We start from the raw sequence: 25,952 nt of genomic DNA on the forward strand, positions 1-25,952 counted from the left end.
GCATACACCAGTCGTGAACCTTGCTTCTGAACCTCGGGTCACCCGCTTCAGTCCTGCTGAGCGGCCGCCGTGAACTGCGCAGCCGGCAGCGCTTCAGCGCCGGCTGAAGTGAAAGGCTATACCAGTACTCAGTTGAAGAATGTTCTGGTGATCGTTCTGTCCGTTATGAAAGAGCGTGACAAGATAGTCGGCCTCGACCGCGCGCCAGGAGATGCGGCTCTCTGGACGCAGTCGCAGATCCAGGCCGCCGCCCACATTGGAAGCAAACACTACAGAAGGGTTCGCTGCGGCAGTGTTTCCTTCCACCAGGCTGCCTCCAGCATGAGCGCCCCCGGCCAGCACCTGGCCGAAGGGCTCCAGGCGTCCCGTCGGAAGAACATGCCTGTAGCGCACACCCGCTGTGAATGTGGTCAGCGTCAGATCGTAATCGTGTGCGGCGATCTTGCCGGCATGGCCGGCGGTCACGTCTCCTGCGAGAGAGAAGTGGCCGCCAGGCAGCGGATAGGCGAAAGAGGCACGGCCCCCTTGTGGAGAGAAGCAGCCACACTGGTCCACGGGGGCGTTGGATCGAAGGTAGGTATATTCCAGGCTTAACTCGGGGCCCGAGCTTACGGGGCGGGCGGTAGACTGTGCTGCCGCAGTCATCGAGGTTGCGGCGATGGCCAACAGAAGTGCGAATCGTATTCTCATGGGCATTCTCCTTTAATTCACCGTCAACTGGACTGTGGTGGTATGCACGTCGGAGCCGCTACTCGCCGTGACAGTGATGATGGAGGTGACGCTGGTGCGCGGCAGGGCAAAACCTCCGCCGCAGCCGGTCACTGCGGCAGCCGCGGCCAGCGAAGCGAGAACAATCAGGCCCACCTGCATGCGGCGCGACCACTTCCCTCGCAGTCGTTTAGGAATAGCGAAGAAGAGCAGCGCCAATGCCGGTGAGCCTATCGGCCACAGCGGCTCGAGGCCGCGATACGCAGCCATCGTTGCTGCGGTTTGAATCGTCATGACAGAATCCGCGGTGCCGCTGCCCGGTGTGACCGACGCGGGAGAGAAACCCGCAGTAGCTCCAGAGGGGAGCCCGGAAGCTGACAGCGTGACTGCTTTGTTGTATGGCCCTCCCGTTGTTCCCACGGTGAGGTGAAATTGGGCTGAGCCGCCGGCCGCGATGGTGGCCGTCGACGTGGTTGCGGCGACGGTGAAGTCGCCTTGCTGCACGGCTACTCCCGTTCCCGAAAGACCCGTGCTTTGCGGCGAGTTGGCAGCGTTGTCCGTCACGAGCAACGTTCCGGGCAGCGATCCTATGGCGGTCGGTGTAAAGACCACGCTGACGGTACAAGTCGCGCCCACGTCGAGAGAACTGCCGCACGTAGTGGTCGCCGAGTAGTTCGCGGACGCGATGGCGGCTTGCGGTCGTACCTTGCCCGATACGCTGGGCTGACTTTCCGAGAGTGACACGGTAATGCTGGTCAGCGGTGCGGTCCCCGTGTTCTTCACCGTGATCGACTGAGCGGTGCTGCTGGATCCCTGGGTCTGACTGCCGAACGCCAGCGAGCCAGGTGTGAGTGTTACCACTGGCGCGGCAGGTGCGGTTCCGGTTCCGGTGAGGGCCACTGTGGGAGCGTCGCCGCTGGTGTTGCTGCTGACTGACAGTGTTGCGGACTGCGCGCCGGTCGTCTGCGGCGTGAATACAATCGCAAGTGCGCAGCTTGCGCCAGCGGCCAGGGAACTGCCGCAGGTGCTTGTCTGGGTGAAGGAACTCGAGCCGGTGATAGGAAATCCGGTCAACGTGAGCGTGGCATTGCCGGTATTCTTCAGCGTCACGGTCCGCGCGCTGCTCGAAGTACCTGTTGTTTGATTGCCGAAGTCCAGAGATGCCTGATTGAAAGTAGCCACCGCCGATGTCTGAATCGTGTACGTGGCGGAGGCGACCGCGCTCGTCGTGTAGCCGCTGCCTGCCGCAATAGCCTTTATGGTTTCTGTAGCAGATACGGCGACCGGGCTCGTGTAGTTGGCGGAACTCGTCGTAGGAGCGGAGCCGTCAATGCTGTAGTAGATAGTTGCGCCTGTCGTCGAACTGCTGATCGTTACGCTCTGTGCGGTCGAGTAAGTGCCGCCTGCCGGGGAGAAGGTTGGTGCGGCAGCTTGAGCCAAGTTGATCGTCTGCGTAAGCGAAGCACTGCTCGACGAGAATCCTGAATCGCCCTGATACGCGGCTTTCACGGTGTGCGTGCCTGCCGTCAGTGTCGACGTGTTGTAAGAGGCAGCGCCCCCATTCAGCGCTATGGTATCTACATCGGTGCCGTCAACGCTGAATACCACGTTGCCCGTTGGTGTCGTGCTTCCTGAGGACGCGTCAACTGTAGCGTCGAAGATCACCTTCTGGCCAACCGTGGCCGGATTTGCGCTGGAGGTGAGTGTCGTCGTGGTCGCAACGGCGGCCGGATTGGTGTCGAAGGCGGCGACGAATCCGGTGGTGGCGAATTCGCTACCTGTCTTGTTGGTGGTCTGGAAGGCTCTGCTGGTTGCCGGGAAATCCCTGGCGACGGTGCCGCCTGCGACAAATGCGTGGCCTGCCGCATCGATGGCAATGGCGTCTCCGAACGTGCCTTTCGTGGCGCCGCCCAGGCAGGTAGAGTAGGCCAGCGCGGTGCCGGCTGCATTGATGCGGGTGATAAAGGCCGATCCGAGAGTGGCAGCGGTGGATTGGAATGCGTCTGCAGTTACAGGGAAGCCTGGCAGCGTGTCGCCGGTGACGTACGCTTCACCGGCGCTGCTGACTCGAAGGCTGCGGACGCCGTCGTTGAATTGCGTCGAGGGCGGTCCAAGGAACGTGGAGTAAACAAGAGCCGAGCCTGCGGCGTTGAGATGGGTGACAAATCCCGCGCCGCTGTGGCCGGCGCCCTGAAACGCGCCCGCGGTCACGGGAAAGTCGCTGGACTCTGAGTGGCCGCCAACATAGACGGTGCTGGCACTGTCAACCGCGATTGTCTTGACAATGTCTTTCGTGCTTCCACCTAAGTAGGTGGAGTAGACCAGGGCGGATCCGGATGGGTTCAATTTCGAAACGAAGCTGATGGCGTTGGGTGCAACGTTGGTCTGTTGGAATGCGCCGGGCGTCACCGGAAAATTCTGGGATGATGTCACACCGCCTACGTAGGCGTTACCGGCGGCGTCCAGGGCGATGGCGTTTCCCGAGTCGTAATTCGCGCCGCCCAGGTAGGTGGAGTAGACCAGCGCTGTGGCCTTGGCATTGAGCTTGCTGACAAAGGCGGAGCGGAAGCCGGGGATCGTGGTTGCAAACGCGCCCGGCGTCACGGGAAAGTCATGCGCCGTGGTTGTTCCGATAACGTACACATTGCCGGAACTATCCAGGGCAATTCCGCTTCCCTGTTCTCCCCCGAAGCTGCCGCCCAGGAAGGTGGAGAACACCAGCGCCGAGCCGGTAGTGTTGAGTTCGGCAATGAACGCGGTGCCTCCCGACGTTAAGCGCGCGGCCTGAAATGCACCGGTTGTAGTGGGGAAATCGGAAGAGTTGGTGAGGCCGGTGACGTATGCATTGCCCGCGGAGTTCACCACAATCGCATTCGCGTTGTCATTATCGTCCGATCCGCCAAGGTAAGTGGAGTAAACGAGCGCTGTGCCGGTGGCGTTGAGCTTGGTGATGAAAGCCTGGGTGCGGTTTGCGGACTTCTGGGCGGTCTGATAGCTCCCCGATGTCACCGGGAAATCGGCGGAGGATGTGGTGCCGGTAATGTAAGTATTGCCGGAAGCATCGACCGCGATGCCCAAAGCCTCTTCCCCGGTGCTACCGCCCAGGTAAGTGGAGTAGACGAGAGTGGGGTCGATCACCAGCGGAAGGTCACAATCGTAGTCACCCAGCGCAAAGCCAACCGAGTTTTGCGCCAGGAGCCTGAAGCGCCCCGAAACCCGCCGACGCTTGCCTTCCTCTTCCTGGTAGACAGTCGGCGCGTGAAAGACGATCTTGCCGTTCCGTGCCCACACCGTCAGATCGCCGTTGGCAGCGAGTTGAAGCCTGCTGGCTCCTGCGAACTGCAGGCGAATCGCTTCAGGGTTGGCCTTTGGCGCAACCACAAAGTCGTACTCGAGCTGCTGCTGATTGCCGTAGTAAACGAGATCGACACCCGGATAAACTCCTGCGAACTCCACTTTCGCAAAGGTAGGGACCCCCGACTGCCAGCGAGAGGGATCGTTGCCGCGGAAGTAGTTCACCGTACCCGCAAGCGGTTCGACTCCATGCGGCTCAGCCAAACCATTCGCTCCCAGCAACTGCATCCGGAGCACGTCCGTTTTGGCAGGGGAGGGAAGATGGCTGCCCGCAACTTTACGGGTATCGCTAGAATCAGGCGTGCGAAGCGCCAGGACTGCTTCCTGTGAGGTCAGAAATACTCCGTACCCGCTGCCCCGGGCCAGGAACCGGACCCGCGGATCCGTCTGGCCGCGATTGACCTCAAACGCGAGGGGCAAATGGCCGTAGCTGCTCGCAACACTGCTCCGCTGCGCAGCGGTTTCAGGCAGGTTCTGCGCCGAACTCGCCATGACGCCAAGCCCGACAAACATAAGCATGGATACGGCTGTCGAACGACCTAGAGATATCGAGAACATGGGACTCTCCTCGTTGCAAGCGTGAATGAGTTGGCGCGCCTCCACCGTCCGGCGGAAAACTGCCGTTAACTACTCAAATCGACAACTCTCTTTAGCTCAAGTGGAGTGAGGGCTTGCAGACCCAGCACTCCGCCGAAATTGAAAACGTGCAGTGCACATCACTTCGTTCCGCGCTCGAGCGGGCGGCAACCGGATCGAGCGCCATCAATGCCAGGGCCTCGCTCAGGCGCAGCATCTCCGTCGACCCACAGGTCGAGCACCGGGAGGGCCTCTCCTCATGCTTCTCCGGTGCCCCGCGGATGCTTGCCCCGCCTTCGTTGCATGGCTTCGCTCCCCCACCCGCCGGAGGAATGCCGAAGACGGACAGCTCGCGGCGCTCAATAAGAACCTCGATCCTTCGCCTTCTCTTCAAGGCACCTCCGCTCGGGTTCCTGGTCCGCCGGCAAGCCGTTGTCGCAATCCCAAGGGCTTGGTACCCTAGGGCAGCTAACCTGTATCTCGAACCCCCGGGGCCCGAATCTCTTCCGATCTGTGCGAAGTTCTCGCAAATCCCTGGCCGCGATGTCCTTAATCCGGCTCTCAACGGTTCTCAATTTTCCTCACCTTGCACAACGCGTTGAGGGAATTAGGCTTGATCCGATTCGAAGGATTTGAAATACGCCCGGCAGCGCGTTCCCTCACGTGGAACGGGCAGGCGATCGTCTTGCGCTCGAAGACCTTCGACCTGCTCCTCTACCTCGCGCAACATCCTCATCAGGTCGTCACCAAAGACGAGCTGATGGCCGCCCTGTGGCCGGATTCGTTCGTCGAGGAGAGCAATCTCACGCAGCAGATTTTCCTCTTGCGGAAAGCCCTGTCGGAAAGCGGCCAGGCGGAGCGGATCGTTGTGACGGTGCCTGGGAAGGGATATCAGTTCGCGGCCGCAGTGGAATCACCTCCGGTGTCATCCCAGCAGCTCCGCTCCGGCGAGTTGAGGATGAACGCGGTACAGTCCGTCACCCGGATGGTGATTGAGGCCGAGGAGGAAGAAGACCCACCTCCGCCGCAGGTGCGTTCGGAAGCTCGGGTGTCTCGGCACTGGCGTTTGGTTGCGGTAGCGACCGGGGTAGCCGTTATCGCCACCGGCCCATTCCTCGCCTGGAACAGATTGCATTCCACTCCGCCGCCGCACATTGCCGCTTACACGAAGATCACGCAGGATGGCCGCCCCAAATCCATTGGTGGAACTGACGAAAGCCGAATTTACTTCGAGTGGGAAGACACGGGAGCCATCGCCCAGATTTCAGTCTCCGGCGGCGCGACTGCTCCCATCCAGGTTCCGCTCGAACATCCTCGCATTGGAGAAGCGTCGCCGGATGGATCCACCCTGCTGTTTACCTCCGAGGGCAAAGGAAAGGGCCCCGCCGATTCGCTCTGGGTAGTTCCCGTGCTTGGAGGCTCTCCCCGCCGCCTTGTAAACGCGGTCTCATCCACGTGGTCGCCTGACGGAGAGAAGGTCGTATACGGCACCGCCAACGGAGACATTGGTATTGTGCGGCGCGATGGAACAGACGCGCACCGCATTGCCTCGGTGGGCGGTTACCTGAAGTCGCTGGCATGGTCGCCCGACGGCAGCGTGATCCGATTTTCCAGGGACGGGTTGCTGTGGGAGATTTCCGCCGATGGGAAAAACCTGCATCAGCTTTTGCCGGGTTGGGGCAAATCGCCTACTCAGTGGAGCGGCAAGTGGGCTCCTAACGGACTGTTCTACTTCGTCGCCGATGACCAGATTTGGCTCTCCGATGAGCGGCGAGAGGTAGGTCGCACTGCCGCGATCCTACCCATTCAGATGACGTTCGGGCCAACGGTCTGGGACCGGCCGATGCCTACCCAGGATGGCAAGAAGATCTATGCCTCGGGTCGCAGCAAGCGCGGTGAACTTGTCCGTTTCGACGCGAAATCCCGGCAGTTCCAGCCCCTCTTGGCAGGAATGTCGGTAGAGTTCGTCACCTATTCGAACGATGGCAAATCGGTGGCCTATGTTTCCTACCCCGAGGGCGTTCTTTGGCGCGCCAATCAAGACGGCAGCAACCCTATCCAATTAACTCAACCTCCCGAGTATCCGAAGTCCATACGCTGGTCGCCCGACGGATCGCAGATTGCCTTAGTCGATCGCACCCCGAAGGGCGTAAACGCCATTTATCTCGTGCCCTCCGACGGAAGTGGAGAGTCGCGGCGCTTGTTGCCGTCAGATCTAAACGCGGAAACGGACCCAAGCTGGTCGCCAGATGGCCGCAAGATTGTCTTCTCCACCTCGCCGAATGTGGGCGCAAGTGCGAAGTCCAGTGTGTGCATCCTCGACATCGCGTCAGGTAAGGTCGACGTCATGCCCGATTCCGATGGCCTCGTGGTGCCTCACTGGTCGCCTGACGGCCGGGTCATCGCCGCGATGACTCTCGACACCATGGGTATGAAGCTGTTCAACATCGCCAGCGGACAATGGGCACCCTTGAACACCGGCGCAGTTGCTTTCCCGGAATGGTCGCACGACGGCAAGTCAATTTACTACGTAAAGTGGGGAGACAGCCCGGCACTCCTTCGCATTCACATCGCCGATGGCAGGCAGGAGACAGTAGCCGATTTGAAGGGCGTCCAATATACCGGCGTTTACACCCTATGGATGGGCCTCGACCCAGCGGATGCGCCGATGATGCTGCGTGACGCGGGCACTGACGACATCTATTCTCTGGCCCTGCAGTCGCAATGAAGCCGTGGGGTACCGAAAGGCAATACGATCCCAACTCAGTCCTCATCTGGAGCAGCCACGCTCTAACTCCCCACACCTATTCAGAGGCGGAGAATTAGGAGTGTTTGCTGTCCGAGCGTGAAATCACTAGCAAGCGATTACTCAGCGATTTACTTCTCTCACTCGAGAGTGAAATCCTAAGATATTTCGATTGACAACAATGATGTAAGTGTTACCCTCTCTTTGTTCCTCGAGATACCTAACAACATAAACCCTGTGAGGAGACCTGATCCTTGCGCACTGGTGCGTCACGCAGATGCGAGATTAGGTGTCTCTTGAAGAGTGACTCTTTCCCCTTTCTTTCCTTCTTCAGATTGCGTCTAACGATCGCAGCAGGCAACACCCTTCCGGCCTCGACACCGCGCTGAGCAGGGTCAAGCTGCCCATTGCGTCGGGCTGTCCATGAAAAGGAGAGGTCATGCAACAAAGTGCATCTTGCGGAAAGTGGACCTATCGCAGTCTGCTGAACGATCCCGACGGGTCCCTCGAATTCAGCAAACTCGAGTTCGGCGAAGGGACGCTTCAGATTGATACTGCCGGATCTGCAGGACTGACCGGCACAATTGGCGGCACCGGGTGGGCGCTGTCTCTCTGGGGGTGCGCAGGCAACGGTTCCCCAGCGCAGGTTCGATTCCAAGGCAAGGGAGAAGTGAATGGCGAGCCCTGGGTCTACGACTACATCGGCTGGCTCGTGCCCGTCTGGCCCAACAGCACCAGCAAACAACAGCGGACGGCGATCGTCGGCTCCGTGGTGAGGACGACACCTCACACGAACGGTTCGGGAGGAATTTCGCCGGCGGGTGTAGTCGCCTCCTTCTACGCGATGCGTGCGAGCTGAGACGAGACAACAAGTTGGAGAGACCGGGCGATGGCAACAGAAAAGCTCAACGTAGTAATTTCGGGCAGGGACCTCCGAACGACAACGCTTATCTCGAGTTCCTCAAGAAGCAGGCCGACGGTGCGCAACTGGTTTGCTCCGTGTGCACAGTCGCGGTCTTCCTGGCCGGCGCGGGCCTGCTCAACGGACATGTGGCCAGTACGCACTGGGCCTACAGGCCCGGGTTGCGCCTGTTCCCGTGCCATGTGGTCGACGACTACAGGAGATACGTGCAGAGCGGCAATCGTGTGACCGGAGCCGGGATTTCATCTGGCCTTGATGAAGCGCTCTACATCGTGGGTCTGCTTTGCGGCGTGCGCGTCGCGCGCGATGTTCAGTTCAAGATGCAGTACCATCCCCAGCCCGCTTTCCATTGCGGTGATCCGTCGGACACAGACATCAAAGATGATCCGCAAATGATTACCGAGATTGCGGCCGCCTGGGAAGTACAGCAAGCCGTTGAACAAGTGGCCGCCTGGATGAAGAGCTAAGCCATTTCAAAACTTGACGCGGTTCTACGCCGCGGATTTGGAGAAGGAATGAACAAGTTACGCAAGAGAGTGATTCCTCCCGTTTGCATCACAGTGTTGACCTTGGTAACCGCCTTTTCCCTGCACGCACCCTTACTGCTTGCTCAGCAGGCTGCTGCTCCTCACGTTTTTGTCCAGCCGCCTACGCTGGAAGAAACGGCGCCGGCCACAATCGGAGCAAGCAAAGCGCTGCGGTTCACGGCTCCAAGGGAAAAAGAACCCTGCAATCCGCAGGGCGACATTCGCCGTGACGGCAACGATGTCTACGTCCGCCTCGACTACATGCGGGCCAAGTTCACGATTAACAATCCGGATCCGGACGACCCCTATGGCGGCGAAGATCCCGTGGAACTGCGGTCGTTCGGCGGCTGCCATGCGGGCCCCACCGTCGAGTTGTTGCCAGGCAACACCCTGCACTTCGACCTACACAACAATCTGAGCACCGATGATCCCAGCTGCCTGCCTAACCCTCCGGCGGGTCTGTTATTGCCTCCTGGTGTAGGCTGCTTCAACACCGTGAATCTTCACACGCACGGCCTGCACGTCTCACCCGCGGGCAACAGCGATAACGTTCTGCTCAGCATTGCGCCGCAGACTCACTTCCCCTATGAGATCAACATCCCGAGCGATCATCCCGCCGGCACGTTCTGGTATCACGCCCACAACCATGGGTCCACCGCGGTCGACGCTGCCAGTGGCGCCGCAGGCGCACTCATCATTCGCGGCACTCGCCAGTACAGCAAGAAAGTATTGCCCGACGGAAGCCATCCGCAGGCCGACATCGACACCGTCCTGAATGAGGCACCGAATGTGCCCATGCCCGAAAAGCTCTTTGTGTTGCAGCAGATTCCTTATGCCTGTTTCAGCAATCCGTCGCTTCAAGGCGGCCCGTGGCAAATGATCTTTACCACCAACGGACTGTACACCACCAACAGTCCGTCGAAAGGCGCGAGCAGCCCCGCCAATTCACCATGGGTTTGCCCTAAACCTGACGGCATCAATCACGCTTCAGTCGGTGTCATTGAGAACTTCAGTTTGCAGATGTTTTCCGCATCCATCTGGGACACGAACGGCCGATTCACCTCGATTAACGGTATTGTCCAACCCACCATCGAGGTGCCCGCGGGAGAGATCCAGCGCTGGCGCTTCATACACGCGGGCATCCACGACACGGTCAATCTCCAGGTCGTTCGTGTGACTCACGTGCCGGTCAACGGGCCTGGCAAGCTGATGGCTGCTGCAGATGCAATGGCGCAATCTGCTCTGCGCGGGAACCGTATCCAACAGGAAGCCGCCGTGTTGGCGCAGTGCGTTGCCAATCAGAATACGCTGATTCCGCAATTCGAGATCGCTGTCGATGGCCTTACTCGCACCCACATGAAAACCATCGGATACGGCAACGACAACGCCTCGAATTATCTGCAGCCCGGATACCGCAGCGACGTGCTTGTGGTCTTTCCCGAGGATGGGGACTACTGCCTGCTTGACCAGGCTGCCCCCAAGTCGCAGCGGTTTGATCCCACTACAGGCAACGGGGGTGGTGCGGGCCCTTCAAAACCCCAGTTGCTCGCCTACATTCATGTGCGGGGAGGGACAGCCGTCACCGAGAACCTCGAAACATACGTCAAGAACACCCTGTATAACGCTAACCCCCAGCTTGGCGACGATGAAGTCAGGAACCAGCTGAAGCAAGGTGACCTCACTGCCTGGGCGCCGTTCTCAAAGGATTTCCCTGCGCCATCGCCCAGCACGCCCGTCCAGCAGGCGTTTTTCAACATCACCAGTCAGGGACAATTTCAGGTCAACAACGCCTCATACGATCCCTCTGTGGTCAACATCACCCGCCAGGTCAATACCTCCGACGATTGGGTTTTGAGCGCCGGCGGCGAACCGCACATCTACCACATCCATGTGAACCCCTTCGAGATCATGGATGTCCTCAAGGTTGAGAAGGACGGCAAGAAGCGTTCCATCTTCGATGCCAATGGCCATTGCCGTAAGGATCTCCCCACCGACGAGCTGGAAAACCAGTACTGCAGCATGTACCACGTCTTTCGTGACACAGTGTTTGTCCAGAACGGATACGAAGTGCACACACGGACGTACTACGACCGCTACATCGGCGAGTTCGTGATTCACTGCCACATCCTGGATCACGAGGATGCAGGCATGATGCTGAACATCCAGATCGTGCCCAATCTGAACCTGCCGGGTGGCGGCATGGTCATGAGCGGCATGCAGCATGGTGCTGCCCAACCCTGATCGGCGTTCAGTCGGCGCCAAACCGATTGAGCGCTTTCCTTGCGATCGATCAAGACGATCCAAATTTGTTAGCCAAGGTGAAACGATGACACTACAATTCGCAGCATCTTCCCGACGCACATTCCTCAAGACCGCAACTGCCGGCGCGGCAGCGGCGGCTTTTGCCGGCCCGTTCGCATTGGCAGAACCGCGCGCCAAATGGACTCGCTGGAACGTAACCAGTCCGCAAGGCCAGAGGGCTCTCGCCACTTACAAGCGGGCTGTCGAAAAGATGATCAAACTTCCACCCGACGATCCGCATAACTGGTTCCGAAACGCCTTCGTTCACCTGATGGATTGTCCGCACGGCAATTGGTGGTTCTACGTATGGCATCGTGGCTACCTCGCGAATTTCGAAAAGATCATCCGCAACGTGAGCAGCGATCAGAGTTTTGCTATCCCCTACTGGGACTGGACCGCGCTGCCCGAGATACCCGCTCCGATGTTCGCCGATGCACTCACGCCGCGGAGTCCGGCGTTCCTTCCCTACAACAAGGACCTCGACACCTTCACCGCCTACATCAAAGCGCCGCTGAACAAGTACTGGGACACGTTGAACTCCGATCAGCGGGCCCAACTGGACAAGCGCGGGTATAAGTCGTTCGACAATCTATGGAATGACGTTGACGGCTACGATCCGAAAACAAAGAAGGTGGTGCCCGGCAACATCGGATTCGCTGCCAATGCAAGATCGCGCTATCTCACCGCTGGCAATCCCAAGCTCAACAATCGCACCGCGTTCGATGTCAGCCTGCCGACACTCAACTTCGGCCTCGCAGCACCGGACTTCATATCAACCGCTGCAGAGATGAGCTTCAACAGCTCCCAAAAGTCCTCTCACAACGACCCGGCGGGGGGCACCGGAAGTTTCTTCTCAACCCTCGAAGGCCTGCCGCACAACCAGATTCACAACTACATCGGCGGAGTTGGCCCCTGGGATCCTGGCCCTTACGGCAACATGACCAATTTCCTGTCGCCGGTGGATCCAGTCTTCTTCCTGCATCACGCCAACATCGATCGCCTGTGGGATGTTTGGACCCGTAAACAGATGAAGCAGGGTCAACCTTACCTGCCCACCGGCTCCGATTGGAGTTCCTACAAGGACGAGCCATTCCTCTTCTTCGTCAGCGGCGATAGAAAATACCTCACCAACGGCAAAGCCGAGGAGTACGTTTCCATGGCTCCCTTCGATTACGACTACCAGCCCGGCTCCGGTGAGGACGTCATCGTCAGCGCGGCTCCGCCAACGCTCAAGTCTGCGCCGCCGATTGCCGCCACGGTTCAAGCCAACTCGGCAAGCCTCTCCCTGCCCAAGGCGGCGCTTCGCTCTCACCTGGCGCAGCCCAACGTATCCAGGCTGGCTGCACTGATCACCTTGCCGCACCCGGCGCCAGATGGCAGCGAGCGCGAATTCGACATCGTGGTTGGCGCTCCAGCAGGCATAACGCAGGCCGACCCTGGCAGCCCGTACTATGCAGGAACCATTTCGTTCTTCGGCAATATGGTCAGCATGCCTGAGATGGAGATGGACTCTACCTTCGTGGTGCCGCTGCCGCACAATAAAGGGCTGCTCACCTCGGCAAACGCGGCCGCCGAAAACGTCCCCGTGAGCGTTCGCGTCCTGCCATCAAGCGGCAAGGCCGGCTCTGCTCCCGTTTTGAAGTCGGTAGTAGTCAAAGCCAGATAGGGAACTATGTTTGTTCTGCATCTGCTGATGGCGGTTTTCTTGTTGGGATACTCTGCGGATGGAAGTCCGACCCGCAGAGTGTCCCTCACGCTGCCCCACCCCCCTGCTACCGGCGAAACCATCTGGCTCAAAGTCGAAGTCGGGGAGATCGGCCACAATCAAGTTCACGTCACCACATCCAGTGGGCGGGAACTCGGGACCATTTCAACCTACGGCGTCAAATCAGGAAAGCCGGCGGGGACTTATACCTTGCCGGTGCCGGCAGATGCAATGTCAGGCACTCACCTGACTGTTCTTCTCTCTATTATCCAAGGCCGGACGGAACACGCCGCCAGTCTGCGTGAGGTGAAGGCGGTCAGCATCGGCCTGCGACCGGCAAAACCATAGCTGTCCTGCGATCCTGTTGATGGCAACGGCTGAGAATAGAAGCCATATGGCGGAGGGAGAGGGATTCGGATTTCCGAGCTGTACTGAAAACACGTAACTTATTCTGTTTTCAATGCCGCTACAAACGCACAAAACGGTGGAAACGCGGCTTCGGAGTACGTATTGAGTACACGGAATTTCGAGGGCGTTCGCGGCAATTGTGAAGTGCGATCATAGAAGCATGGGATTCAAGGAAAGCTTATTGCGCGGAAGAATTGATGGGCTGAAGAAGAATATTGCCCGTTGTGAGGAGCGTGGCGAAGACCCGCAACGCATCAAGAACCTCAAGGAACTCCTCGCTGCTACGGAGCGTGAACTCGAACAGCGAACGAACCCGAAGTAGAGCGAAGTCGCATCGGGCTTTTCTGGGGATAACTGCGCCTTGCAATTTCCTGCCAGTTTGCTTTAGTGAAGTGGGTCGTTCTTTGAAAACTTGGGGCAACAATCAACAAAATGCCAGACCATAGCGCGAACGTTGCGATGCACCCGAATGGGTTGCCGATCGAAGAAACCGTTTCTCATATTAGGCGAGGAATAAAAGCGTATGCGGTCTTAACAAGGGACTGCTTGAAAGACCATCCGCATTGGAAGAGCGAAACGGATGGAATCGAAGATCCTGCGGAGATGAAGGCGAACCTTATGCTCTGTTATCGCCATCTCGAAGATGTCGCAATGCGATTAGGAAAAGTATTGCAAGCGAAAGACGGCGGGAAGTCGGTCTACGACAAATAAAAACTAATCGCCCCAAGTTTTCAGTGAAGTGTATCGAAACGATTTGCTTTCACCAGCTTGCAGCATATCTAAGTACGTATTAGGTACACGAAAAACGACGAAACCGCGCTAACATGCGCGATTTGTTGTACTTGTAACTGGCGGAGGGAGAGGGATTCGAACCCCCGGTACCCTTTCAGGCACAACGGTTTTCAAGACCGCCGGTATCAACCGCTCACCCATCCCTCCGCGTGGGTTGGTGGGGACCCCACCAGTTTACCGCAATTGCGCATTTTTCCCGCGGCGGCACATCGCGGCGCGCTTGCCGTCCATCTGCCGGACCGGCCTAACGCCCCGCCGGCAGATCGAAGCTGTACATGAACGAGAAGGAAAAAATGGGATAGATGTGCACAACATCAAGGTTATGGCGCCACTTCTTCAGCGCGTTATCTAGACTGCTCTGGAACGCCGCTCCGACGGGAGTGCTTGTATCCGCCACGTTGCTGCATTGAGTCTGTTGCTTGTCTTGGCACACCCAGCCCGACACGGCAACGTTCAGCGTCGGCGGGCCGGCAAAAGCCACGCCAAATTCCGACGGGAAAGACCAATGCCGATGCGAGCGGGGAATGAAGTTCCCGAATCCGCCGGTGGCGGTGAATGCAGGCGTGTGGGAGTGCAGGCCGAGATCGGCCTTTCCGGTCAGTGGCGTTGCGCCTGTCACCGAGTTCTCTGTCGCCGAATAGTATTCCTTTCCGTCGATGGTCACCTTCGTGCCGCCGGTCAGGTTGACATCCGCGGAAATGCGATTGCCGTCGTAGAAGCGCAGACCGGGGCTGAGGCGCCAGACGCTCTTTGTGGGATACCAATCCACCGAAGCGCCAAGGGTGGCAAGATGAAAATCGCCATTCACGTTGAAGCCGTTGATCTCCATGTGGCCGGTGTTGTAGAAGAACCAGCTCGAGTCAACGCGCGCATCCAGGCGCTCGCCCAGAATCACGACGCCTTTTGCCCCGATGCCTCCAGGCGAGATTCCGCTGCCAATGGCGAAACGTGAAAGGAATCCGAAGTGCTCCTCCATGCCCGGCGGTGTGAATGGTGCTTCACGTCCCGCCGGTGAAGGGGCGGGCGGATCAGGAAGCCCCCCTTCCGAAGAAGAGAATGCCACTGGCGAAAGCGGCTGAGACGCCACAGGAGCCGGGGTGGGAGAGGGGGCGGACGCGAAGTACTGTGCGTCCATTTGGCTGGCGGAACCGAGCAACAAAACTGCCCACGCGCAGCTGAAAAAGGTCAGCAGAAGCGGCTTTCTCACGATCAATTTCCTTTTGCTTTTATTTGGGGCCTGGGGGAAAAGCCACTGCAAAAGAGGGGACTCGCTGCCGTGGGTTTTTTTGAACTCGTGCTCTAAACGTATCTCAAATCCTATTTCGAGACCAGGGCGCACGCAAGAACCCAGATGTGGATCATTGGCTGACGATGTTCCCATGTGGTACATCCCTCAATTCGTTGTTGCATGATTGCGCCAGGCTTATTGATACTGCGTAACTTGATACGAGAGTGTTACAAAAGGAGTGCATGACCAAGCGTTCCAAACCGGGCGCCGGTCCGCTACCGGGCCAACCCATCAGCCTGCGAACCCTGGGCGAGTATCTCAACCTATCCCCCGCCACAATTTCGCTCGTTCTCAACAATGCCCCGGGGGTACGGTCCATACCGCAGGAGACGCGCGATCGCGTCATCGAGGCCGCGGCCAAATTCGACTACCGCCCCAGTTTTTACGCCCGCTCGCTGCGCAAACGCCAGAGTTTCTCGGTCGGTGTGCTCGTCCCTGAACTCAGCGACGGTTACGCAACCGAGGTGCTGGACGGGGTCGAGGAATTCCTCATCGAGGAAGGTTATTTCTATCTCACCGCCAGCCACCGCCGCCGCCCCGACCTAATGGAGGAATATCCCCGGCTGCTCATGGAGCGCTCCGTCGAGGGGTTCATCGTCATCGATACGATTCTGGAAAAGACGCTCGCGTTGCCCACTGTTGTCGTGGCAGGCCATCGTCCCATCGAAGGCGTTACCAACGTGGTGCTCGATCAGAGACGGGCCGCCGAACTGGCCTTGCGTCATCTCTATCAATTGGGGCATCGCAAGATTGCGTTCATGCGTGGCGGCAGCCACAGCGCAGACGCTGATGAGCGCTGGGAATGCCTGATGTCTGTGGCGCGCGACCTGAAACTCACCGTCAGCCCGCAACTTTGTGTGCAGCTCGAACTCCGTGTGTCCACGCCCGAACTGGGATTTGGTCCTACGAATGAACTCATCCAGCTCGGCGCGGAATTTACCGCGCTGGTGGCTTACAACGACATTGCCGCAATCGGTTCCATTCGCGCCCTCATGAATCATGGGCTGCGCGTGCCTGAAGATGTGTCGGTGGTCGGCTTCGATGACATTCAGGGAGCCGCCTTTCACAATCCGAGCTTGACGACCATCCGCCAGCCGCTTCGGCAAATGGGAATCGTCGCTGCACGCATCCTTCTGCAGCGGATTCGCGGCCAGGCAACATTCCCTGATGTCGTGCCGATCCATCCCGAGATGGTGATTCGCGAGTCCACGTGCCCTCCCGACCCAAAGCGCGCGCGTCCCAAGGCAAAGCCGGCCTGACATGGCCGTCAGACTCTCAGACGCCGCGACGCTTGGCGTGCTTCACGCTGGATTCGCTCTGACGGGCGTGCTGCACGCCATCGGCGGCGCCCTGCTCCCCTCCATCACGCAAGCGTTTCACCTGAGTGACAAGCAATCGGGCCTGCTCTTCTCCCTCTATTTCTTGGGTACGGCACTCGGCGCCCTGTTTTGCGTTGGCCGCTACGCGCAACTCATGGGCGCGGGTTTCCTCGTGCTCGCTGCTGCCTGTGTGGGCATCGCGCACGCAAATCTGGAGTTATTGCGGCCGCTCTTCTTCGTGCTCGGAATCGGCGTGGGCATACCTATGAGCGCGGTGAGCATGTTTACAGGTCGCAAGTTCGCCGACCGCAGCGCCGCTCCGCTCACATTCTTAAACTTCAGTTGGAGCGCCGGCGCGTTGCTGGCCCCGCTGCTCGCCGCGCAGCTGTTGTTGAAGCACACCTACCGCGATGCGTACCAGGCCTTGGCGGTAGCTGCGTTGGCCGCATCAATTGCATGCTGGATTGTGTTGCAGGACCCACCTGCAAGGCCGGCGCCAGAGCGTCACTCAGGAATTCGCAACGTCGGCTGGATCGTCCTGTTTTCGGTGCTCACGTTTCTTGAGGTCGGCATCGAGAACACCACCGCGACATGGCTGGCCACCTACTCCATGCGCGGCGAGAGGGTAGGCGCTGCCGGAGGCGCCGCTTCCTCCGCGCTCTATTGGACAGGCTTCCTCGTCTCGCGCGGATTGTTCTCGCTCGTGCTTCTGCGCAGGGACTCAAAGCGCATTCTGCGCGGAGCAGTCGCCGTTGCTCTGATTGCCGCGGCATTGCTGATCGCGCTTCCTGGTTCAGTCGAGCGTGGCTTCGCCATGCTTACGCTCGGCGCTGCCCTGGCGCCCGTGTTTCCGCTCATGCTCTCGCGCTTCTTTGCTCGCGCGGGTAGCGCTTCCGACTCGCGATGGATTCTTTCGATCTGCGGCTTTGGAGGCTCGGTCTTGCCATGGCTCACCGGATGGCTTTCGGGCTCCTTCAGCAGCCTGCGTATCGGCCTCGCCACAGCGCCAGCGGCGCTGGTGTGCATTCTGCTTCTGCTGCCGCTCGCTTTGAACGATCGCGCTCGGCAGCACGCCACCTGAAAAACGGGGAGCCAAAGCTCCCCGTCGCCACTATGCACGCGCACCTATTTACCTCGCGGGCATCACCATCACTTCCACTCCGCTCGCCGCATCCTTTTCGCGGAACACCTGCTCGGTCGCCTTCTTGAAATCCTCAGGCTTGGCGTGCGGAATATCCGTGAACGTCTGCGGGTTGCGATCGGTCAGCGGGAACCACGAGCTCTGCACCTGCACCATGATGCGATGCCCGCGGCGGAACGTGTGGAACAGGTCCGGCATGGTGAAGTCCACCTCCGTCTGCTTGCCCGGTGTTAGCGGCTCCGGCTTCTCCCAGCTGTTGCGGAACTTCGCGCGCATCGGCTCGCCGCGCAGCAACTCCTGGTAGCCGCCCATCCGAAGTGGCGGCTCGTCAGTCACTCGCTTGTTGGGCCGGCCTTCGGCGTCACCGTAGTCCTCGGGATACACGTCGATCAGCTTCACCACAAAGTCCGAGTCCGTCCCACTGCTTGCGATCTTGAGCTTAGGCGAGATCGGCCCCGCAATCGTCACATCTTCCGTCAGCGGATCCGTCTGATACACCAGCACATCCGGCCGATAGCTCGAGAACCGCTGATCATCTACCATGTAGCGCTGGGGAACCGTATCAGTCGTGTAGCCAACAAACGGCACCGGATGATTCGGATCGCTCACATACTCATCTACGCCCTTCGCGTCCGCAGGCGCATCGAAGCTGAGCTTCCCGCCCGCATGGAAGTAGAACGTCTTCGCCTTCGCTTCCTTAGGGGGCCACTCCTCAAAGTGCCGCCACACGTTAGTTCCCGTCTCGAACACGACGGCCTTCGGCTGCGCACCCGCGCTCTTGCCCTTCAGGTAGTGTTCAAAGAAAGGGAACTGCACACTCGCATGGAAGTACTCGCTGGTCTTGGCGTTGAACTGGATATCGCCCAGATGACTTCCTTCTCCGCGCGCCCAGCCGCCATGCACCCACGGTCCTTCCACAAGCGTCGTCGGCGTCTCCGGATTCATTTTGCTGATCGCGTTGAAGGTGCGATACGGCCCGCTCAGATCCTCCGCGTCGTACCAGCCGCCCACCACCAGCACCGCGCATTTCACATTCTTCATGTGCCGCGACAGATCGCGCGCCTGCCAGTAGCTGTCGTAGGTGTCGTGGTTCATCTGGTCGTTGAACAGCCAGTTCGATCCTTTCAGATACTGCGCTTCGAGATTCGCGAGGTTCCCCGCATTCAGATAGAACCTGTACGTATCCGGCGTTCCAAAATCAAACGGTACGCTCTGGTGTGGCGTCTGCGGTTGGCTCTGCGGCTTGAAGAAGGCATAGAACCCGAAGTTCGCCGACAGCATGAACGCGCCGCCGTGATACGCGTCGTCCCCCTTGAACAGATCCGTCATCGGTGCCTGCGGGCTTGCCGCAACCAGTGCCGGATGCGAATCGATGATCGAAGCCGAAGTGTAAAAGCCCGGATACGATATCCCCCAAATACCCACCTTACCGTTGTTATGGTCGACATTCTTCAGCAGAAACTCAATGGTGTCGTATGTGTCCGACGAATCATCTACATCTTGCGGCGACTTCTTATCGTCGATGTGCGGACGCATCTCAATGAACTCGCCTTCACTCATGTAGCGGCCGCGCACATCCTGATACACGAAGATGTAGCCGCCCTTCTCGAACTCGTCCGAAGGCCCGAGGTGTGCGGGATACTTGTCCTCACCATACGGGGCGACACTGTACGGCGTGCGATCCATCAGGAATGGGTACGGCCCGGGATCGGCAGGGAAGGCCGACGTCTTCGGCACATACACAGCAGTGAACAGCCGCTTGCCGTCGCGCATCGGGATCCGGAATTCGTACTTGGTGTAGTGCGATTTGATAAAGTCATCGCCCGACACCTTTGTCTCTTGTGCAGGAACGCACACCACAGCCAGCAAAATAAGAGCGAACGCGCCGACCCACCGATGCAGGGAATTGAACATTTGTCCTGAGACCTCTCTTGACACAACAGACTACTGCATCGGCGCCGGCCGCTCCGAATGCAAAAATGCCCGCGCCATCATCAACCAGACGCGGGCATCCCGAATCAATCCTGAAGCTACAGGCCCGATTCTTCCTTCTTGGTCTCGGGCGCCTTTTCCGGCGTTGTCAGCGGCTTCGTGATGTCATCCAAATACGCGGACGTTCCATCCACGCGCTCCAGGACAGGGAAGCGCTCGCCGTCGTGATAGTCGATCTCGGCATTCGTCACGTACGTGTCCGACTGCACAATCAACTTGATCGGCTCACTCGTGCCCTTCGCACCCTTGATCGCATCGCGCAGCATCTCTGCAGAGAACACCTGTCCGTTGATGGCCATGATTTTCTGTCCCGGCGCTAGGCGCGCCTTGTCCGCAGGCCCATTCCAGCGCACATCGGCGATGCTTCCATCTGCGCCGATCCGTAGCCCAAGCGAATACCAGCAATCCACGCCGCCGCCGCGTCTGCCGCCAAGCGACGATATCGTCTTTTCCGAGGCGCTGGGCTTGTCCTTGTACACCAGCTTGTAACCGCCACGCTCAATACCCGCAAGATCTGCACGCGGATTGATCCTGTCCACGCGATCGTGCAGGAACGTCGCCCAGTCATACTTCACCACCTGGTTCAGATCCGCGACCAGCTCGTCGAACGTATACGTCACAATCAGCGGCCCAGTATTGCCGCCCTTCGCCAGAAAGATCTTTTCGAAATCGTCCAGCGACTTCTTGTTGTCCGTCATCTTGCGGATCAGCGTATCCGCATCCAGCCAAAGTAACTCGCCTTCCTGGTAGTAGTCCTGCCCGCGCCGCCAGTTTGACCACGCCGGATTCCCTCCGCGCAACACGCTGGCGGCAATCGCGGTATCTTCCGTCGAACGCCACTCGCGGCCCGGCTTGGTATCGAGATTCGCTGCGCTCATCGCCAGCAAATCGCGATACTGCGCCTGCGACTTCAGCCCCGATCGCGCCGCCAGCACGTTGCCCAGATACTGAGTCATGCCCTCATAGACCCATAACAGGGCGCCCTGCTGCGGCGTCGCAAAGTCCGGCTGATACAGTCCCACTGGCCGGCGATATTTTCCATTCCACGAGTGCGTAAATTCGTGCGACAGCAGATCGGCCTCGGCCAGTTGATGCGCATCGTCCGCAAAACCCTTCTCGCCCACGCCGTTGTCTGACGATTGCCCATGTTCCAGGCCTTCTCCGCCTGCCATGTCCGACAGCGTCAACAGGAAGTGGTAGACGTTGTAGTGATGCGATGCATACTCGGCATCGGCCTCACGCACCAGGTTGTTGATCTCTGCCAGTGTGCTCGGCCGCAGGTTCGAGTCCTCCGGCTGATCTGAAACCACATCGATGTAGTGCTTCGGCGAAATCGTCGGCGCCAGCGCGAACTCGTGGAAGTACTGCCCCGCAATGACAGGCGAGTCTTCAAGTTGCTCCACATTCGTCACCGCGAATTTCGTCGTGCTTCCCGTCGCCGGCATCGGCCACGCCGAAGCTCCTTCCGGCTGCAGCGCCGTTCCCACACCCCACCCGTCCGGCACCTTCAGCGATGGCTGAACCGGAATATCACGCACCGGAATGTGCGCAGGATAGAGCAGAAGCTTCTCCCACTCCAGCACCGCCATCTTGGCTGACACGCGCCCCGTCACAATGCAATCCAGATGCGCATGCAGCGTAGTCGCTCCCTTGGGGATTGTCACGTGGAATTCGTACATGTCAACATCGTCGCGCCGCCACTCAACCGGTTTGCCATCGCTCGAAAACACAACGCCGGTAATGTCGCTGACCGGACCAGTAGGCCGATGATTTCCCGGAATCCACCGTGGCGTGGTCAGCGTAAGGGGACCCGGCGTAACCGGCAGATCCACTTCGGCGTGATAAATCTTGCGAGGAGCGTCCGTCAGGTCGGCAATGATTTGAATGGGAGGTTTTTGCGCAAAGGCGATCGGGCATACACTGGCGCACACAAAAACAGCGAGCGATAGCTGGGGGATGCGGAATCTGTGCATAACAGTAGCCTAACTGATGGATGACCCCGCGTTCGCCGGCCAATTTAACCGTATCTTTATGCGGCAAACATTTGAAGTTAAGGCCCGAAAAGCAGAAAATTAAATTACAGGGCCATGCTTTACCACTAAAACCAATCTGTCATCCAGTCACAATAAGACAACAAGCCTGCAAGTGTTCTTCCTCTGCCTGCGTTAAGCCGCAGTGCATTTGATGCGAACCATCTTGGAGACCGAAAAGATGCGAACTACATCTCTGCCTCGCGCAGCATTCCTGCTGTGTGTCTTGTCATTCTTCCTTTCCATAGCAACCATCTCCGGCTACGCGCAGACAGCGGGTGCCGGAACCATCTCCGGCACCGTGATGGATGCGAGCCAGTCAGTTGTTTCAGGCGCATCCGTAACCGTGTTGAATTCTGACACCGGCGCGACGCGCACGTTCACCACCAACGATCAGGGAATCTACGTCGCCCCGTTCCTGCAGCCCGGCCACTACACCGTCCAGGCAAGCGCTGCCGGTTTTGGCAAGGTCAATGCTACCAATCTCACGCTCCTCGTCGGCCAGACCCTGACCATCAACCTCTCGCTCTCGGTCGAGTCCGCAAGCACCACCGTCGAGGTCACCAGCGAGACACCTCTGCTCGATACCGAGAAGACTGAAGTCTCGCAGGTTGTCGATCAGCACATCATCCAGAATCTGCCCGTAAACGGCCGCAACTGGAGCGATTTCGTTCTGCTCACGCCCAACGTTGTGCCTGACGGCGGCAGCGGCCTAGTCAGCTTCCACGGCATCAGCGGCCTCTACAACCAGAACTACGTCGATGGCGCCAACAACAACCAGATGCTCTTCTCTGAGGCGCGCGGCCGCTCCTCGGGTGCTCCCTTCGTCTACAGCCTCGACGCCATCAAGGAGTTCCAGGCCCAGACGTCGACCTACTCAGCCGAGTTCGGCCAGGCAGTCGGTGGGCAGGTAAACGCCATCACCAAGAACGGCACCAACAACATGCATGGCGACCTGTTCTATTACCTGCGCTATCCCGATCTGAACGCCCTCGATCCCATCAGCAAGTGGTCGGCCCTATACAACAACGGCAATCCCTTCCTCCTCACGCAGCCCATCCACCAGCAGCAGGAGTTCGGCGGCAGCGTGGGCGGTCCCATCAAGAAGGACAAACTCTTCTACTTCTTCACCTATGACGGCTTCCGCCGCGTCGGCCGGGTTCTCTACTACCAGACGAACAACGTAACGACCACTCCGACCGGTAGCTACACCGATACGTCGACCATCTCGCCGACGCAATGCCCGCTGTTACGCGATGCCCAGGGCAATCTCACCAACACGCCGGCCATCACGAGTGCCCAATGCCTTTCCGCCATCAAGTTCCTGCAGGACCTCGGCGGCGGCAGCGGTGAGCCTCCCTCGCGCTACGCCCGGGAGAACCTCTTCTTCCCGCGCCTCGACTACCAGCTCAACGACAAGAACCTTCTCTACGCGAACTTCAACTTCGCCAACTTCGACAGCACCAACGGCTACGCGCCCAACCCCACGTACTCCAACAGCTCGGCCAGCACCAATGGACCCACCAGCTATCACGAGCGCTTCTTGATCGCGCACTGGACCTCCACTCTGAGCAGCACCGCCGTCAACGATTTCCGCTTCCAGTGGGGACGCGACCTCGAGACCGCCGGAGCCAATGCCCCCGGACCCAGCATCGGCATGGGCGCCGAAACCTACGGCATGCCCAACGCGCTGCCTCGTATCGCCGAGCCCGATGAGCATCGTCTGCAGTTCACCGATGTCTTCAACAAGGTGCACGGCCGTCACACGTTCAAGTTCGGCGGCGACGTCAACCTCGTCCACGAAATCATGATCAACCTCTTCCAGGGCGGCGGCATTTACAGCTATTCGGGCAACGTTACACAAGAGTTCCAGAACTGGGCTGCCGACGCATTCGCCGGTCAGGCAGGCGACATCGACCCCTACGCCGGTTCCCACTACAACTCATTCGTCCAGACCATCGACCAGATCAATCCTGCCAAAAAGGCCGGCGCTGACGACTTCTGGATGAAGATGTATGACGGTTTCGCTGAAGACACCTGGAAGCTGCGTCAGAACCTGACGGTCAACCTCGGCATTCGCTACGACCTGCAACTCACCCCGGACCCTGAAGTTCCCAACACAACCTCCGCTCTCGCCGAGCACTACAACAAGACCATCAAGAACGTGGCCACCCGCGTGCAACCGCGCTTTGGCTTCTCCTGGAACCCCTACAAGGGCACCGTCGTCCGCGGCGGATACGGCATCTTCACCGGCCTCAACCAGGGCAGCACCTACTACGCCATGCGTGTCGAAAACGGCATGTATCAGATCAACTACAACTTCTCGGGCTGCAACCAGTGCCTGCCTTCCAAGGGCGTCCCTGCTACGCCGGCCACGCTGCAGTTCCCCGATGTTCCATTCCTTCCGCCGGGTCCGGCGCTCTCCGGTGCCCTGCATCCCGATGGAGGCACAGCCCCCACCGTTACTCCCATCAGCGGCAAAGGGTCGGCCAGCTTCCACGGCCTCTCGCCTGATTTCGTACCGCCCATCACGCACGAGTTCGCGCTTGGCGTCGAACAGGCTATGCCCGGCAAGTTCACTCTGAACATCGGTTATGTCGGCTCGCGCGCTCTGCGCCTCCCCGTCTTCCTCGATGGCAACCTCGTCGGACAAGCCCCGCACGGAATCCGCAGCTACAACGTGACTGACCGTTTCGGCAAAACCACCCAGATGACCGTGCCTTACTACCTCGCCACTGACCGCATCGATCCGACGCTGACCTCCATCAACGCCGGTTTCAGTGTGGCTAACGCCTGGTATCACTCCATGGCCGTCACGGTCCGCCGTCCCTTCAACCACGGCTTCGAGGTCCTTCTGAACCACACCTGGTCTAAGTCCACCGACGACGATCAGGTGCAGGGCGCCTTCGGCACCTTCTACGGCGGCAACCCCGTCCTCGACCCCAACAACCTCAAGGCCGAGTATGGTCGCTCCGACCTCGACGTCCGCAACCGCTTCGTCGGCACCCTCCTCTGGAAGCCCACCATCACCAGCGACAACCCCTGGGTACGGCACGGCGTCAACGGCTTCACCTTCTCCGGCACCGCGACGGAAGCCACCGGCTTCCCCATCGTCGCCAGCATGAGCGCTCCGTCTGCGGTCCTCAAAAGCAGCACCCCGTCCGCAGCCGACGGCAACATCTTCGGTGGAGCCATGAGCTCCAGCTCGGGCGCGCCTACCACTGGCCGTCCGCCGCAGATCCAGCGCAACAGCCAGCCCGGACCCGGAATCCACAACATCGATTTCCGCGTCACTCGCGACATCCCCATCCACGAGCAGATCTACCTGCAGTTCATCGGGGAAGCCTTCAACGTCCTCAATCACACCCTCGTTTCGGGCGTCGCAACCACCTACTCCACCCTGAGCTACCCCGGAGCGAACGGGTGCCCGGCCACCTCGGCGGCACCGACGGATTCCCAGTTCGCCGGTTGCATCACGCCGTTCGTAGCCAGCAACCCCGCTTCGGTGTTCGGTGCTCCCACCAGCACCAACAACCTGCTCTACGGACCACGCCAACTCCAGCTCTCCGCCAAGCTGTTTTTCTAAGGCGAGCGAGCTCGGATCATCAAGTGGCCGGCGCCTCGTGTGCCGGCCGTCTCTTTTTTGCTCCCTGAACCCGTCGCCGCCCGGTGTCCAGTCCCTCTTCATGGAATCCTTATCGCCCGGGTGCTAAAACTATCTAAAGTCAGCGCGTTGTGCACCCTGGGGATGACCGTCTGGCGTTGGTCCCCTTGGGCTTTGGGACGGCTAGTCAGCACGGAATTGCACCATGTTTATCCGTCCTGCCCCCCGATTCCGATCGCGCCAGTGGTCCTCCTGTCCGCTTCACAACACTTGACAGGTCTGAGGCACATTGTTGTTGAATTGCAGTCAAACATCGGTCAAGATATTGACTAATCTTGTCTTGACCCGCTCTGAGGTTCAGGCCCAAAACCGCAATTCTTTCTCCTTTAATATTGGAATTAGTGGGCCCCCCAGAAGTCGGAGCAAGGTCGGTAACCACGAACTACAAGTAGATCAAGGCGATGCGGAGGCCCCTTCTCTTCATCGCATGCGACCAATTTCATTGCTGTGGCGGGCATCAAGGCTGCAGTTAATTTGGA

At 59.2% G+C, this 25,952-nt stretch carries 17 protein-coding genes and 1 tRNA gene; 11 read left to right on the plus strand and 7 right to left on the minus strand.

Features of this window, described 5'->3' with window-relative positions; all coding sequences use genetic code 11:
* Positions 1 to 93: 93 nt before the first annotated feature.
* From MOP44_RS15315 to MOP44_RS15325, 3 genes are all read right to left on the minus strand, one after another.
* Positions 94 to 690, minus strand: coding sequence for an outer membrane beta-barrel protein (locus MOP44_RS15315; RefSeq protein WP_260790921.1), 597 nt, complete (start codon positions 688 to 690; stop codon positions 94 to 96).
* A 12-nt stretch (positions 691 to 702) separates the two neighbouring features.
* Entirely contained in the window at positions 703 to 4,620 is a 3,918-nt protein-coding gene (locus tag MOP44_RS15320) for a DUF7948 domain-containing protein (protein WP_260790923.1), read from the minus strand.
* Positions 4,621 to 4,711: 91 nt separating this feature from the next.
* Positions 4,712 to 5,032, minus strand: coding sequence for a hypothetical protein (locus MOP44_RS15325; protein WP_260790924.1), 321 nt, complete (start codon positions 5,030 to 5,032; stop codon positions 4,712 to 4,714).
* 219 nt (positions 5,033 to 5,251) lie between these two features.
* On the opposite strand from MOP44_RS15325, the gene MOP44_RS15330 reads away from it, so the two are divergent.
* The 8 genes from MOP44_RS15330 (at position 5,252) to MOP44_RS15365 (ending at position 13,958) form a co-directional block, all read left to right on the plus strand.
* On the plus strand, positions 5,252 to 7,366 hold the full coding sequence (locus tag MOP44_RS15330; protein WP_260790926.1) for a winged helix-turn-helix domain-containing protein: 2,115 nt from the start codon (positions 5,252 to 5,254) through the stop codon (positions 7,364 to 7,366).
* 457 nt (positions 7,367 to 7,823) lie between these two features.
* The gene (locus tag MOP44_RS15335) at positions 7,824 to 8,243 is read left to right on the plus strand and encodes a hypothetical protein (RefSeq protein WP_260790928.1); all 420 of its coding nucleotides are present in this window, start codon (positions 7,824 to 7,826) and stop codon (positions 8,241 to 8,243) included.
* A 14-nt stretch (positions 8,244 to 8,257) separates the two neighbouring features.
* Entirely contained in the window at positions 8,258 to 8,773 is a 516-nt protein-coding gene (locus MOP44_RS15340) for a DJ-1/PfpI family protein (RefSeq protein WP_260790930.1), read from the plus strand.
* 48 nt (positions 8,774 to 8,821) lie between these two features.
* The gene (locus MOP44_RS15345; protein WP_260790932.1) at positions 8,822 to 11,074 is read left to right on the plus strand and encodes a multicopper oxidase family protein; all 2,253 of its coding nucleotides are present in this window, start codon (positions 8,822 to 8,824) and stop codon (positions 11,072 to 11,074) included.
* Positions 11,075 to 11,159: 85 nt separating this feature from the next.
* Positions 11,160 to 12,800: a tyrosinase family protein gene (locus MOP44_RS15350; protein WP_260790934.1), complete on the plus strand. Its 1,641-nt coding sequence runs from the start codon at positions 11,160 to 11,162 to the stop codon at positions 12,798 to 12,800.
* Positions 12,801 to 12,806: 6 nt separating this feature from the next.
* A complete protein-coding gene (locus tag MOP44_RS15355) occupies positions 12,807 to 13,187 on the plus strand; it encodes a hypothetical protein (protein WP_260790935.1) in 381 nt (126 codons plus the stop codon).
* Positions 13,188 to 13,407: 220 nt separating this feature from the next.
* A complete protein-coding gene (locus MOP44_RS15360; protein ID WP_260790936.1) occupies positions 13,408 to 13,569 on the plus strand; it encodes a hypothetical protein in 162 nt (53 codons plus the stop codon).
* Between the two features lie 110 nt (positions 13,570 to 13,679).
* The gene (locus MOP44_RS15365; protein WP_260790937.1) at positions 13,680 to 13,958 is read left to right on the plus strand and encodes a hypothetical protein; all 279 of its coding nucleotides are present in this window, start codon (positions 13,680 to 13,682) and stop codon (positions 13,956 to 13,958) included.
* A 138-nt stretch (positions 13,959 to 14,096) separates the two neighbouring features.
* Here MOP44_RS15365 and MOP44_RS15370 read toward each other — a convergent pair.
* Positions 14,097 to 14,186: transfer RNA gene (locus MOP44_RS15370), tRNA-Ser, on the minus strand.
* Positions 14,187 to 14,283: 97 nt separating this feature from the next.
* Complete coding sequence (locus tag MOP44_RS15375; RefSeq protein ID WP_260790938.1) at positions 14,284 to 15,246, minus strand: hypothetical protein; 963 nt, start codon at positions 15,244 to 15,246, stop codon at positions 14,284 to 14,286.
* 263 nt (positions 15,247 to 15,509) lie between these two features.
* On the opposite strand from MOP44_RS15375, the gene MOP44_RS15380 reads away from it, so the two are divergent.
* A complete protein-coding gene (locus MOP44_RS15380; protein WP_260790939.1) occupies positions 15,510 to 16,586 on the plus strand; it encodes a LacI family DNA-binding transcriptional regulator in 1,077 nt (358 codons plus the stop codon).
* A gap of 1 nt (position 16,587) precedes the next feature.
* A complete protein-coding gene (locus MOP44_RS15385) occupies positions 16,588 to 17,727 on the plus strand; it encodes an MFS transporter (protein WP_260790940.1) in 1,140 nt (379 codons plus the stop codon).
* A 48-nt stretch (positions 17,728 to 17,775) separates the two neighbouring features.
* On the opposite strand, the gene MOP44_RS15390 is transcribed toward MOP44_RS15385, so the two are convergent.
* Both MOP44_RS15390 and MOP44_RS15395 read right to left on the minus strand, forming a co-directional pair.
* The gene (locus MOP44_RS15390; RefSeq protein ID WP_260790941.1) at positions 17,776 to 19,701 is read right to left on the minus strand and encodes a CocE/NonD family hydrolase; all 1,926 of its coding nucleotides are present in this window, start codon (positions 19,699 to 19,701) and stop codon (positions 17,776 to 17,778) included.
* 116 nt (positions 19,702 to 19,817) lie between these two features.
* Positions 19,818 to 21,752, minus strand: coding sequence for a M61 family metallopeptidase (locus MOP44_RS15395; RefSeq protein ID WP_260790942.1), 1,935 nt, complete (start codon positions 21,750 to 21,752; stop codon positions 19,818 to 19,820).
* A gap of 238 nt (positions 21,753 to 21,990) precedes the next feature.
* Here MOP44_RS15395 and MOP44_RS15400 point away from each other — a divergent pair, with 238 nt between their 5' ends.
* On the plus strand, positions 21,991 to 25,395 hold the full coding sequence (locus tag MOP44_RS15400; RefSeq protein WP_260790943.1) for a TonB-dependent receptor: 3,405 nt from the start codon (positions 21,991 to 21,993) through the stop codon (positions 25,393 to 25,395).
* The last annotated feature ends 557 nt before the right edge of the window (positions 25,396 to 25,952 follow it).

The organism is Occallatibacter riparius, assembly GCF_025264625.1.
Taxonomy (GTDB): Bacteria; Acidobacteriota; Terriglobia; order Terriglobales; family Acidobacteriaceae; genus Telmatobacter; species Telmatobacter riparius.

What these genes read in the sequence shown, in the direction of transcription:
- MOP44_RS15315 (WP_260790921.1), bottom strand. Translation starts at nt 690, where the DNA reads ATGAGAATACGATTCGCACTTCTGTTGGCCATCGCCGCAACCTCGATG.
- MOP44_RS15320 (WP_260790923.1), bottom strand. Translation starts at nt 4,620, where the DNA reads ATGTTCTCGATATCTCTAGGTCGTTCGACAGCCGTATCCATGCTTATG.
- MOP44_RS15335 (WP_260790928.1), top strand. Translation starts at nt 7,824, where the DNA reads ATGCAACAAAGTGCATCTTGCGGAAAGTGGACCTATCGCAGTCTGCTG.
- MOP44_RS15345 (WP_260790932.1), top strand. Translation starts at nt 8,822, where the DNA reads ATGAACAAGTTACGCAAGAGAGTGATTCCTCCCGTTTGCATCACAGTG.
- MOP44_RS15350 (WP_260790934.1), top strand. Translation starts at nt 11,160, where the DNA reads ATGACACTACAATTCGCAGCATCTTCCCGACGCACATTCCTCAAGACC.
- MOP44_RS15355 (WP_260790935.1), top strand. Translation starts at nt 12,807, where the DNA reads ATGTTTGTTCTGCATCTGCTGATGGCGGTTTTCTTGTTGGGATACTCT.
- MOP44_RS15360 (WP_260790936.1), top strand. Translation starts at nt 13,408, where the DNA reads ATGGGATTCAAGGAAAGCTTATTGCGCGGAAGAATTGATGGGCTGAAG.
- MOP44_RS15365 (WP_260790937.1), top strand. Translation starts at nt 13,680, where the DNA reads ATGCCAGACCATAGCGCGAACGTTGCGATGCACCCGAATGGGTTGCCG.
- MOP44_RS15380 (WP_260790939.1), top strand. Translation starts at nt 15,510, where the DNA reads ATGACCAAGCGTTCCAAACCGGGCGCCGGTCCGCTACCGGGCCAACCC.
- MOP44_RS15385 (WP_260790940.1), top strand. Translation starts at nt 16,588, where the DNA reads ATGGCCGTCAGACTCTCAGACGCCGCGACGCTTGGCGTGCTTCACGCT.
- MOP44_RS15390 (WP_260790941.1), bottom strand. Translation starts at nt 19,701, where the DNA reads ATGTTCAATTCCCTGCATCGGTGGGTCGGCGCGTTCGCTCTTATTTTG.
- MOP44_RS15395 (WP_260790942.1), bottom strand. Translation starts at nt 21,752, where the DNA reads ATGCACAGATTCCGCATCCCCCAGCTATCGCTCGCTGTTTTTGTGTGC.
- MOP44_RS15400 (WP_260790943.1), top strand. Translation starts at nt 21,991, where the DNA reads ATGCGAACTACATCTCTGCCTCGCGCAGCATTCCTGCTGTGTGTCTTG.